We start from the raw sequence: 11,055 nt of genomic DNA on the forward strand, positions 1-11,055 counted from the left end.
CCACGCCCCGCCCCGTGCCAGCGCCGCGCACCACCACTGCAACTGCCGCAGGTGCAGGGTCAACGGCAACGGCAGCGGCCGCCCGCCCAGCCCGGCCACGCAGTGCGCCACCGGCCACGTCCACCACCGACAACGCCGACTGGGAAAGTTTCTAAGCGCCCAGGGGGCGGCTCCACACCGTGGGGCCGCCCACCCCGCCGCGGCGGACAGCAGGTGCGACTTACGCGGGCGCCACCAGCTGGGCGTAGTAGTTGGGCAGGGCGAACAGGGCGCCATGCACCGCGGGGTTGTAGTACTGCAAATCACCCACACCGCGCGCCTGCAGGCGTTCGCGCACCTGCGCCGCCGTGGGGGCCGTGGCATCCAGGGTGTCGGAACACACGGCCATGCCCCAGTAAGCGCCGTACAGCGGCACATACACGCCATAGCAACGCACCTGCGGAAACACCCCGCGCAGGCTGCGCAGCAGGCGCTGCACCTGCTGCGGATGGAACACCGGGCTGCCCAGGTGCAACACCAGCGCCCCGCCCGGTGCCAGCACCTGCCGCATGCGCTGCAGCGCCGGCGGCGCGTAGAGTGACCCCGCCGGGGTGTCGGGGTCCGTCAGGTCCAGCACCAGCAGGTCGAAGCGCTCGGTCGTCGTTGCGATCAAGGCCATGCCATCACCGATGCGCACCTGCAGGCGCGGGTCGCTCCAGACATTCCGGTGCACGGCCTGCAGCTCGGCCTGGCTGGCGCGGATGACGGCCTCGTCCAGCTCGGCCAGCACCACGCGCTCCAAGGTGTTGTGCTTGAGCAGCTCCTCCGCCAGGCCACCATCGCCGCCGCCCAGGATCAGCACCTGCCGTGGCGCCGGGTGGGCGATGGCCGCCGGGTGGGCCATGCACTCATGGTAGAAAAACTCGTCCCGCTCGCTGGTCATGAAGCAGTTGTCCAAGCGCATGACACGGCCAAAGTGCACCGAGTCCATCATCTCGAGCGTCTGGTAGGGGGTCTGGCGGCGCTGCACGTTGTCGGCGCGAAAGCCGAAGGCCGCATCGGGGCTCAGTTGTTCCATCACCCAGGGGTACTGGCCCACGCCATCGGTGGCGATATCGCCGCGCCACAGCTGCTGGCGCACGGCGTGCCGCGGGGCATAAGCCGCGACGACGCCATCCATCAGCGCCTGCGCCTTGCCCGAGTTGTCGGCCGAGAAATTGCACACATAGACGTCGATGGTGACGTTGCCGGTTTCCGGCCAAGTGTGGATGGCCAGGTGCGACTCGGCCAGCAGCACCGTGCCGGTCACGCCCCCGGGCTGGCCCTGCCAGGCCGGAAACTGGACCCAGCGGTCATCCACCCGGGTCAGGCCGGCGTCCTCGGTCTGCCTTCGGCACAGGGCGGCGATCGCCTGCGCATCCAGCATCAGCGCGTCGTCGCACGCGCATTGGTACAAATCGGCCGTCAGGTGCAAACCTTGCATGGTGTGGAGTCCTCCCTGTCACACGAAACGCCAGGGCGAAGAGCTCCTCCCTGCAGCGCATTGGGTTATCTGCTTGTCAAGCGGGCAAAGCCTGCCATCCTAACCACAAGCACTACAAAGGACAAATAACGGCAATTTCCGTTTTTAAACCACACGAAGCTGCGCGATGCTGTCAATCAGCGCATCGGCACCCACCGCTTCCACGGATTGCCCATGGTTGTAGCCATAGGTCACCAGCACCACCGGGCACCCCGCGGCGCGGGCGGCCTGGGCGTCGTTGCTGGAGTCGCCCAGCATCAGGGTGCGCGCCGGCGTCGTGCCCAGGGCTTCGCAGGTCTTGAGCAGGGGTAGCGGATCGGGCTTCTTGGTGGCGAAGGAGTCCCCGCCGAACACCTGCTCGAACAGGCCCTGCAGGCCCTTGGCCGCCAGCAGCGGCCGGGTGAAGGCCAGGGGCTTGTTGGTCACGCAGGCCAGGCGCAGGCCGCCGGCCCGCAGCGCCTGCAGGCCTTCCAGCACCCCGGCGTACAGCGCCGAGTGCTGGCCGTTGATGGCCAGGTAATGCTGCTCGTAGCGGGCCAGCGCCGTGGGCAGCAGGCGGGCCACGACCGCCGGCCGTGCCGCCTGGGGATGGCCGGCCTGCGCCAGCACATGGGCCAGCACGCTGCGCAGCAGGTGCTCCGTGCCCTTGCCCACCATGTGCTCGATCAGGGCGGCGTCCAGCGCCGGCAGCTGCAGGTCGGCCAGCATGCGCGCGATGGCCTCGGCAAAGTCGCCAATCGTGTCCACCATGGTGCCGTCCAGGTCCACGATGGCGGCGTCCACTTCCAGGTGCAGCGCCTGGGCGCCCACAGTCACTTGCACAGACATGTCGTCCTCTTCACAATTCGATAGCTGCCTGCGCTTGCCAGATGGGCGCAAACTGCCAAAAACACGGAGCAATTAAAAAGGCCTGCAATGGCAGGCCTTGGGGGCGAAAACCCGGCTTACGCGGCCAGGTTGGCGCGCATCTGGTCGATCACGGCCTGGTAGTCGGGCTTGCCGAAGATGGCGCTGCCGGCCACAAAGGTGTCGGCACCGGCATTCGCCACGGCGCGGATATTGCCTTCCTTGATGCCGCCGTCCACTTCCAGGCGGATGTCCTTGCCGCTGGCATCGATGCGCTTGCGCACGGCTTCGATCTTGCGCAGCGTGCTGTCGATGAAGCTCTGGCCGCCGAAGCCGGGGTTGACGCTCATCAGCAGGATCAGGTCCAGGTCCTCGATCACCCAGTCCAGCACGTCCAGGGGCATGGCGGGGTTGAAGGTCAGGCCGGCTTTGGCGCCGTGCGACTTGATGTTCTGGATGCTGCGGTGCACGTGGGCCGAGGCATCGGGGTGGAAGCTGATGTAGTCTGCACCGGCCTTGGCGAAGGCGCTGGCCAGCTCGTCCACGGGCTGCACCATCAGGTGCACGTCGATGGGCACGGGGCGGCCATCGGGCGTCACGGCATGGGGCTTCAAAGCCTCACAGATCATGGGGCCAAACGTGAGGTTGGGCACGTAGTGGTTGTCCATGACGTCGAAGTGAATCCAGTCGGCGCCTGCGGCAATGACATTGCGCACTTCTTCACCCAGACGGGCAAAGTCGGCGGACAGGATGGAAGGGGCGATGCGGTACGTGGGGTTCATGGCCGCCAATTGTCGCAGTTACCATTGCCACATGCCCATGTACGAGTTTCACGTTGAGGCCCAGGCCCAGTACGAGCCGGAGCAGTCCATGCCCCAGCAAGGCCTGTTTCGCTTCGCCTACACCATCACGGTCACCAACACCGGCGAGGGCGCCGCGCAGCTGATTGCGCGCCACTGGCTGATCACCGACGCCCAGGGCGCGCAGCAGGAAGTCCACGGCCTGGGCGTGGTCGGCCGCCAGCCCATGCTGCAGCCCGGGGAGTCGTTCCGCTACAGCAGCAGCTGCGAGCTGCGCACCCCCAGCGGCACCATGCAGGGCCGCTACCTGTGTGTCACCGAAGCCGGGGAAACTTTCGACACCCCGATCGCTCTGTTCGTGCTGGATATCGACCCGTCGGCCACGGGCGCGGATATCCCGTCTCCCCCCTCTCGCACCCTCCACTGAATGCCCCATCCCACCCACGACCTCCCACGCCTGCTGGCGGAACTTGACCCCCACGCCGAGCTGGCGGAACGCCACCTGTGGCTGATCCATGTGCTGGAGTGGGTCCGGGCCGCCGAACCCTCGGTCGAGGTGGCGCTGGGGCGCGTGGAGTCGCTGGTGGCGGCGATCGAGGCCGATGCCGATCTGCGCCAGCGCCTGCAGGCCTGGTGGCTGGCGTTCATCGACCGCGTGGACATCACCACCTTGCTGGCCGACTTCGGCTTTGCCCCGCGCACGGCCATGATCACCGAGGTGTCGGAGCGCCTGCGCCACAAGCTGCTGCCCGGCACGCCCGAGACCATCGATGCCTCCGAGCTGTTTTCCATCGCCCTGCCCAGCGAGTTCGATGCCCGCTGGCTGATCGCCCTGCCCGAGCCGCTGCTGCAGCGCCTGGCCGCGCTGCTGGCCCCGGCCGACAGCCAGGGCGCCAGCTTCTGGCAGCACGCGCTGCTGAATGCCATCACCTACTGCGCGGGCCAGATCCTGGCCAACGGCTTTGCGCCCGAGCTGCGCCTGCGCATGAGCGAGGAAGCGCGCGAGCAGCGCCCCTTCCACGACCTGATCCGCGATGTGGAGAGCCTGCGCATCGAGGTGCTGCACGGCCTGCGCACCACCGACCGGCTGGAAGAGGCCGAGAAGCGCCTGCGCGAACGCCTGGATGCCTGTCGCGCGGCCATCGGCACCGTCTACCAGCACTTCGGCGATGAAGGCATCTCCGTTGGCCTGGTGTTCCGCGTGCGCCAGCTGCGCACGCGCATCGTGCGCATCCGCCAGTTGCTGGACTGCCTGACCAGCGCGCACACCGAGCAGGACGCCATGCGCCTGCTGGCGGGCTTCGTCAGCGTCGGGCGGGAGCGGCGCAGCCTGCGCTCGCTGCTGTCCACCAACTCCTCGCTGCTGGCGGCCAAGGTCACCGAGCGCAGCGCGGAAACCGGCGAGCACTACATCACCCGCAACAGCCGGGAATACCTGCAGATGCTGCGCCGTGCGGCGGGCGGCGGCCTGGTCATGTCCGTGACCACCCTGGTCAAGTTCGGCCTGGCTGCGCTGGCATTTTCCGCCTTCTGGGGCGGGTTCTGGGCCGGCCTCAACTACGCCATCAGCTTCGTGCTGATCCAGCTGCTGCACTTCACGGTGGCCACCAAGCAGCCGGCGATGACGGCGCCGGCCATGGCCTCCAAGCTCAAGAACATCAACGAGGACGGGGCCATCGAGACCTTTGTGGACGAGGTGGCCAACCTCACCCGCAGCCAGGTGGCGGCCATCCTGGGCAACGTGCTGGTCGTGTTCCCGGCCGCGCTGGGCCTGGCCTGGCTGTTCAGCCGGGCGCTGGGCCACCCGCCGCTGGACGTGGTGCACGCCACCCAGGTGCTGGACTCGCTGAGCCTGCTGGGCCCCTCGCTGCTGTTTGCGGCCTTCACCGGCGTGCTGCTGTTCGTCAGCAGCCTGATCGCCGGCTGGGCGGAAAACTGGTTCGTGCTGCGCCGCATGGACTCGGCCATGCGCTACAACCCGCGCATCACCCGCCTGCTGGGCGCACCGCGTGCCAAGCGCTGGGGCGATTTCTGGCGCCGCAACATCTCCGGCTTTGCGGCCAACATCTCCCTGGGACTGATGCTGGGCCTGACCCCGGCGATCGCCGGCTTCTTCGGCCTGGGCCTGGAGGTGCGCCACGTCACCCTGTCCTCGGGGCAGCTGGGCGTGGCCGGTGCCACCTTCGGCTGGGAGATCGTGCATGACGACGCTTTCTGGTGGGCCGTGGCGATGTTGCCCTTCAACGGCGCCCTCAATGTGCTGGTAAGTTTCTACCTGGCGTTCCGCATGGCCTTGCGCGCGCAGAACGTCACCGGGGTGGAGCGCTCGCGCATCTACGCGGCCATCCGCCACCGCCTGCGCAACCGCCCCCTGAGTTTTTTCAAGCCCTGAGCCCACCAGCCCAGACCGGGCAGCCCGCCGGGCTCTGCCCCTGACGAGGAGACCACGATAAGGATGAAGGTATGACCCCAGATCCCACCTTTTGGGCCCAGTGGCTCAAGCCCTCTGCAGGCCTCGACACCCTGCAATGGTCGCTGCTGCTGGCGCTGGCCGCGCTGGTTGGTTATGTGTTCCAGCGCCATCTGCAAATGCCCAAGGTGCTGGGGTATGCCGTGGTCGGCACCCTGGCCGGCCTGCTGGGCTTCAGCGCCACCAGCTGGCCGCTGCAAGGCCCGGCGCTGTTCGCCCTGGAGCTGGGGGTGTCCATCATCCTGTTCGAATGCGGGGGCCGCATCACCCTGCGCTGGTTCCGCCACAACCCCATGGTGCTGGTGCAAAGCCTGCTGGAGGCGGGGCTGACCTACTTCGCCGTGTTCTACGCCCTGGTCTGGCTGCAGCTGCCGCCCACCACGGCCACGCCGCTGGCGCTGATCGCCATGGCCGCCTCGCCCGTGGTGCTGACGCGCGTGGTCAACGACACGCGCGCGGCCGGCCCGGTGACCGACCGGGCCATCGCCCTGGCCACGCTGTCCACGCTGTATGCGCTGACCCTGGGCAGCGCCAAGGCCGAAATCTTCGCACGCCCCTCGGCCTCGCTGTGGCAGGACATCACGCCCGTGCTGGTGGTGCTGGGCGTATCGGTGGCGGTTGCCGCCCTGCTGTGCCTGGCGATGCGGCTGGCGCTGCAGCTGATGAGCCCGACCAGCGAGAACACCTCCATCCTGATGCTGGCGCTGATCGCGGCGGCCACCGCGATTGCCGCGCACCTGGGCGGCTCGGCCCCGCTGGCGGCGCTGCTGGGCGGCATGCTGCTCAAGCAGCTGCACCAGCGCCCCTGGGCCTGGCCGCGCCAGCTGGGCACGGCCTCGTCGCTGCTGACCCTGCTGATGTTCGTGCTGGTCTCCACCGTGGCCGCCCAGGCCTCGTGGAGCGGGGCCGTGGCCCTGGCCGTGCTGGCCCTGGTGGTGGCCCGCCTGCTGGCCAAGGCCGTGGGCGTGGGCCTGGGCAACATCAGCAGCGGCGCCAGTTGGCGCCAGGCGGTCTGGGTGTCGTGTGCCATGGCGCCGATGTCGGCCGTGGCGCTGCTGATTACCTCGCAGTTCGCCCAGGCCGCGCCCGAGCAGGCCCAGGCCATCTCGGCCACGGCCCTGCCCGCCATCCTGCTGCTGGAGCTGCTGGGCGCCATCCTGGCCACGCTGGCCCTGCGCCGCGCCGGCGAAACCTCGCTCAAGGCCGCTGCGCCCCAACCTGCCCCCCAAGACGGAGCCTGAACATGCCTTTGGAAGCCTTTCAGCAGTCCGAGCCCCTGACCCTGGGGGTGGAGCTGGAGCTGCAGCTGGTCAACACCCACGACTACGACCTGGCGCCCTACGCCACCGACATGCTGCGCCTGATGGACAAGCACACCCTGCCCGGCAGCGTGATGCCCGAGATGACCAGCAGCATGATCGAGGTCTCGACCGGCATCTGCCGCAGCGCGGCCGAGGTGCTGAGCCAGCTCACCCCCCATCCGCGACGCGCTGGTCAAGAGTGCCGACAAGCTCAACATCGCCGTGGTCGGCGGCGGCACCCACCCCTTCCAGCTGTGGCACCAGCAGCGCATCTACGACAAGGCGCGCTTCCACGAGCTGTCGGCGCTGTACGGCTACCTGACCAAGCAGTTCACCATCTTCGGCCAGCACATCCACATCGGCTGCCCCGATGCCGATGCCGCGCTGCTGATGCTGCACCGCATGAGCCGCTACATCCCGCACTTCATCGCGCTGTCGGCCTCCAGCCCCTACGTGCAGGGGCAGGACACGGCGTTTGACTCGGCGCGGCTGAACTCGGTGTTCGCCTTCCCGCTGTCCGGGCGCGCGCCTGCGTGCTGAGCTGGAAGGAGTTCGAGCAGTACTTCGACAAGATGACCGCCACCGGCGTGGTCAAGAGCATGAAGGACTTCTACTGGGACATCCGCCCCAAGCCCGAGTTCGGCACCATCGAGATCCGCGTGTTCGACACGCCGCTGACCATCGAGCGGGCCGCCGCCCTGGCGGGCTACGTGCAATCGCTGGCGGCCTGGTTCCTGGAGACCCAGCCCTTCACCCCGGCCGAGGACGACTACCTGGTCTACACCTACAACCGCTTCCAGGCCTGCCGCTTCGGGCTGGATGCGGTCTACGTCGACCCGGCCACGGGCCAGCACATGCCGCTGTCCGAGCACATCCTGCAGACCATCGACCAGATCACCCCCCAGGCGGCACGCCACGGCGCAGCCCCGGCGCTGCAGACATTGCGCAGCGACGTCGCCAACAGCCACAATGACGCACGTTGGCTGCGCGAACGCCAGGCCCGGGAACAGCTGCTGGGTGAGGTGACGCGCCAGGCCTCGCGCCGGTTCCGGGGCGAGGCCATTTAGGGAACACCGGGGGCAACCCCAAAAACATAGCTGCATGCGCTTGTCAAACAATGCTTTCAAACCAAAATGTGTTTGAAACGCTTGAATGACAAGCGCAAACCGCTACTTTTTTATCATGGGCGAATTCGAACTGATCCGCAAATTCTTCCAGCGCCCGGTGCGCCGCTCGCCCCTGGGCGTGGGCGACGACTGCGCGCTGCTGGCGCCCGCGCCCGGCATGCAGCTGGCCGTGTCCAGCGACATGCTGGTCGAAGGGCGCCACTTTTTTGCGGACGTGAATCCCCAGTTGCTGGGCCACAAGGCCCTGGCCGTGAACCTCAGCGACCTGGCCGCCTGCGGTGCCCGGCCCCTGGCCTTCACCCTGGCGCTGTCGCTGCCGCGCGCCGATGCCGCCTGGTGCCAGGCCTTCAGCGACGGCCTGTTCGCCCTGGCCGCGCAGCACGACTGCGAACTCGTCGGCGGCGACACCACGCAGGGCCCGCTGAACCTGTGCATCACCGTCTTTGGCGAAGTGCCCACCGGCCAGGCCCTGCTGCGCAGCGGCGCCCAGGTCGGTGACGACATCTGGGTCAGCGGCACCCTGGGCGACGCACGCCTGGCGCTGGACGCCCTGCTGCGCCAGCACGCCCTGCCCCCCGCCGTGCTGGCCCAAGCGCGCCAGCGGTTGGAGCAACCCACCCCGCGCGTGGCCCTGGGCCAGGCGCTGCGCGGCATTGCCAGCAGTTGCCTGGACGTGAGCGACGGCCTGCTGGGCGACCTGGGCCACATCCTGGACGCCAGCGGCGTGGGCGCCTGCATCGACGCCAACATCACGCGCGGCCTGCTGCATGCGCGCCGCCACCCGCTGATGGCGGCCCTGGCCACCACCCGCATCGACGCCTGCACCCTGGCCGGCGGCGACGACTACGAGCTGTGCTTCACCGCCCCCGCCAGCGCCCAGACCGCCGTGCGCGAGGCGGCCCAGCAGAGCGCCACGCCCGTCACCTGCATCGGCCGCATCGAGGCCCAGCGCGGCGTGCGCGTCATCGCCCCCGGCGGCCAGCAGCTGCCGCTGCGCTTCGCGGCCTTCGACCATTTCGCCTGACACCGCACCCACCAGCGCCCCCGGCGCGACTTCTACAATCGTTCCATGGAACCCATCACCGACGTGCAGCCCAAGCGCTTCACCGCACACCCCGGGGCCGACGCGTCCGCCGCACCGGCCAGCGCGCCCCCCCGCCCCAGCGTGCGCTTCCTGCTGCAACACCCGGCCCACCTGATCGCGCTGGGCTTCGGCTCGGGCCTGGGCCGCATCGCCCCCGGCACCGTCGGCACCCTGTGGGCCTGGCTGGCGTTCCTGGTGCTGCAGCTGTGGCTGACGCCCGCGCAGATCGGCTGGCTGATCGCGGTCAGCCTGCCCGTCGGCTGGTGGGCCTGCACCGTCACCGCGCGCCACCTGCGCGTGGCCGACCCCGGCCACATCGTCTGGGACGAGGTCGTCGCCTTCTGGATCGTGCTGTGGCTGGCCATGCCCATGGGCTTCTGGGGCCAGCTGAGCGCGTTTGCGCTGTTCCGTTTCTTCGATGCCGCCAAACCCGGCCCCGTGCGCTGGGCCGACCGCCTGTGCAAGGGCTTCGGCCCGCGCGGCGGCTGGGGCATCCTGCTGGACGACCTGGTGGCGGCCTTCTGCACCCTGCTGGTGCTGGCGGTGTGGCGCCACCTGTTCGGCTGAGGCCGCCCATGACGGCCGCGCCCGACCTTGCCCCCACCGTGCGCCAGCTGGCGGCGGCCCTGCAGCAGCGCGGCTGGCTGATGGCCACCGCCGAAAGCTGCACCGGCGGCCAGATCGCCGCCGCCTGCACGGACCTGGCGGGCTCCAGCCTGTGGTTCGACCGCGGCTTCGTGACCTATTCCAACGCCGCCAAGACCGAGATGCTGGGCGTGCCTGCCGCCCTGATTGCCACGCACGGCGCCGTCAGCGAGGCCGTGGTGCGCGCCATGGCCCACGGCGCGGTGGCGCACTCCCAGGCCCAGGTCAGCGTCGCCGTCAGCGGCGTGGCCGGCCCCAGCGGGGGCAGTGCCGACAAGCCCGTCGGCACGGTCTGGCTGGCCTGGTGCGTGCAGGGCCAGGTGCACAGCCGCGTGCACCACTTCCCCGGTGACCGCGCGGCCGTGCGGGCCCAGACCACGGCCCTGGCACTGCAGCATTTGGTAACAATCCTCCAGCCACCCTGAGCGCAGGGTCCCCCACCCGTCACAGCGACAACCCCGGCACGCAGTCAGACGGTCGATTCCCCCTAAAATCTCCCGCTTTGTCAGCCAAGCGCTTACAGGCGAAAATGCGCGGGCTTTATCCACTCCCCCTCTTTGTTCCGCAGAGAAAGTGCTTCTATGTCTCTTCCGCCCGTGCTTTCCTGGCTTCGCGCTGCCCCCATGCTCCAGCCAGGACGGTGGATACGACCTGTAACAGCCGCCAGTTTGATGTGTGTTATGGCCGCAGCCGCGCCGCTGGCCCAGGCGGCCGCCACGCCCGCCGCCGAGGTGCAACAGCTGGTTGACCAAGGCAAGATCAACGATGCCGCACAGCGCGTGCAGACCCTGCTCAAGCAAAGCCCCCAGGATGTGCAGCTGCGCTTTTTGCAAGGCGTGATCGCGGCCGAACAGCAGAAGTACGACCAGGCCATCCAGGTCTTCACGGCCCTGACACGCGACCACCCCCAGCTGCCCGAGCCCTACAACAACCTGGCCGTGCTGCACGCCGCCAAGGGCGAGGACCGCAAGGCCGCCCAGGTGCTGGAGCAGGCCATCCGCACCAACCCCAGCTACGCCACCGCCCATGAGAACCTGGGCGACCTGTACGCCCGCATGGCCGGCGACGCCTATGCCAAAGCCTTGCAGCTGGACAACAACCGCAAGCCCGCGCCGCCCAAGCTGTCGCTGATCAAGCAGATCTTCCCGACCTCCGGCACCGGCGCCGCCGCGGTCGAGCCCAAGGCTCCCGCAGCGCCTGCCCCCACACCGGCACCGGCAGCCCCTGCGCAAGCTGCGGCCCCCGCACCGGTGGTGGCACCGGCTGCTGCGCCAGTACCCG

Annotated in this window: 10 protein-coding genes and 1 pseudogene; 8 read left to right on the forward strand and 3 right to left on the reverse strand. The window is 69.0% G+C overall.

Annotated elements, in window-relative coordinates; all coding sequences use genetic code 11:
* Nucleotides 1–220 precede the first annotated feature (220 nt).
* The 3 genes from speE to rpe all read right to left on the reverse strand — a co-directional run bounded on the left by speE (nucleotide 221) and on the right by rpe (nucleotide 3,129).
* Nucleotides 221–1,462, reverse strand: coding sequence for a polyamine aminopropyltransferase (speE, locus tag SJH88_RS16785; RefSeq protein ID WP_274755145.1), 1,242 nt, complete (start codon nucleotides 1,460–1,462; stop codon nucleotides 221–223).
* A 144-nt stretch (nucleotides 1,463–1,606) separates the two neighbouring features.
* Nucleotides 1,607–2,329 (reverse strand): phosphoglycolate phosphatase, encoded by a 723-nt coding sequence (gph, locus tag SJH88_RS16790; protein ID WP_274755146.1) that lies wholly within the window; start codon nucleotides 2,327–2,329, stop codon nucleotides 1,607–1,609.
* Nucleotides 2,330–2,445: 116 nt separating this feature from the next.
* Nucleotides 2,446–3,129 (reverse strand): ribulose-phosphate 3-epimerase, encoded by a 684-nt coding sequence (gene rpe, locus SJH88_RS16795; protein WP_042417560.1) that lies wholly within the window; start codon nucleotides 3,127–3,129, stop codon nucleotides 2,446–2,448.
* 31 nt (nucleotides 3,130–3,160) lie between these two features.
* Here rpe and apaG point away from each other — a divergent pair, with 31 nt between their 5' ends.
* The 8 genes and pseudogenes from apaG to SJH88_RS16835 all read left to right on the forward strand — a co-directional run.
* Complete coding sequence (gene apaG, locus SJH88_RS16800; protein WP_043383781.1) at nucleotides 3,161–3,574, forward strand: Co2+/Mg2+ efflux protein ApaG; 414 nt, start codon at nucleotides 3,161–3,163, stop codon at nucleotides 3,572–3,574.
* The gene (locus tag SJH88_RS16805; protein ID WP_274755147.1) at nucleotides 3,575–5,539 is read left to right on the forward strand and encodes a site-specific recombinase; all 1,965 of its coding nucleotides are present in this window, start codon (nucleotides 3,575–3,577) and stop codon (nucleotides 5,537–5,539) included.
* 71 nt (nucleotides 5,540–5,610) lie between these two features.
* On the forward strand, nucleotides 5,611–6,858 hold the full coding sequence (locus tag SJH88_RS16810; RefSeq protein ID WP_274755148.1) for a cation:proton antiporter domain-containing protein: 1,248 nt from the start codon (nucleotides 5,611–5,613) through the stop codon (nucleotides 6,856–6,858).
* 2 nt (nucleotides 6,859–6,860) lie between these two features.
* A pseudogene (locus tag SJH88_RS16815) lies at nucleotides 6,861–7,985 on the forward strand (YbdK family carboxylate-amine ligase).
* A 115-nt stretch (nucleotides 7,986–8,100) separates the two neighbouring features.
* Nucleotides 8,101–9,069 (forward strand): thiamine-phosphate kinase, encoded by a 969-nt coding sequence (thiL, locus tag SJH88_RS16820; RefSeq protein ID WP_154165104.1) that lies wholly within the window; start codon nucleotides 8,101–8,103, stop codon nucleotides 9,067–9,069.
* Between the two features lie 45 nt (nucleotides 9,070–9,114).
* Nucleotides 9,115–9,696 (forward strand): phosphatidylglycerophosphatase A family protein, encoded by a 582-nt coding sequence (locus SJH88_RS16825; RefSeq protein WP_183302311.1) that lies wholly within the window; start codon nucleotides 9,115–9,117, stop codon nucleotides 9,694–9,696.
* 8 nt (nucleotides 9,697–9,704) lie between these two features.
* Nucleotides 9,705–10,199: a CinA family protein gene (locus tag SJH88_RS16830; protein ID WP_274755149.1), complete on the forward strand. Its 495-nt coding sequence runs from the start codon at nucleotides 9,705–9,707 to the stop codon at nucleotides 10,197–10,199.
* 246 nt (nucleotides 10,200–10,445) lie between these two features.
* Nucleotides 10,446–11,055 (forward strand): tetratricopeptide repeat protein (locus SJH88_RS16835; RefSeq protein WP_479680509.1); only part of this gene is annotated, 610 nt, incomplete at its 3' end.

This window comes from Comamonas sp. GCA5 (assembly GCF_036541385.1).
Lineage (GTDB): Bacteria > Pseudomonadota > Gammaproteobacteria > Burkholderiales > Burkholderiaceae_C > Comamonas > Comamonas aquatica.

What these genes read in the sequence shown, in the direction of transcription:
- SJH88_RS16825 (WP_183302311.1), top strand. Translation starts at nt 9,115, where the DNA reads ATGGAACCCATCACCGACGTGCAGCCCAAGCGCTTCACCGCACACCCC.
- SJH88_RS16805 (WP_274755147.1), top strand. Translation starts at nt 3,575, where the DNA reads ATGCCCCATCCCACCCACGACCTCCCACGCCTGCTGGCGGAACTTGAC.
- gph (WP_274755146.1), bottom strand. Translation starts at nt 2,329, where the DNA reads ATGTCTGTGCAAGTGACTGTGGGCGCCCAGGCGCTGCACCTGGAAGTG.
- SJH88_RS16810 (WP_274755148.1), top strand. Translation starts at nt 5,611, where the DNA reads ATGACCCCAGATCCCACCTTTTGGGCCCAGTGGCTCAAGCCCTCTGCA.
- thiL (WP_154165104.1), top strand. Translation starts at nt 8,101, where the DNA reads ATGGGCGAATTCGAACTGATCCGCAAATTCTTCCAGCGCCCGGTGCGC.
- apaG (WP_043383781.1), top strand. Translation starts at nt 3,161, where the DNA reads ATGCCCATGTACGAGTTTCACGTTGAGGCCCAGGCCCAGTACGAGCCG.
- speE (WP_274755145.1), bottom strand. Translation starts at nt 1,462, where the DNA reads ATGCAAGGTTTGCACCTGACGGCCGATTTGTACCAATGCGCGTGCGAC.
- SJH88_RS16830 (WP_274755149.1), top strand. Translation starts at nt 9,705, where the DNA reads ATGACGGCCGCGCCCGACCTTGCCCCCACCGTGCGCCAGCTGGCGGCG.
- rpe (WP_042417560.1), bottom strand. Translation starts at nt 3,129, where the DNA reads ATGAACCCCACGTACCGCATCGCCCCTTCCATCCTGTCCGCCGACTTT.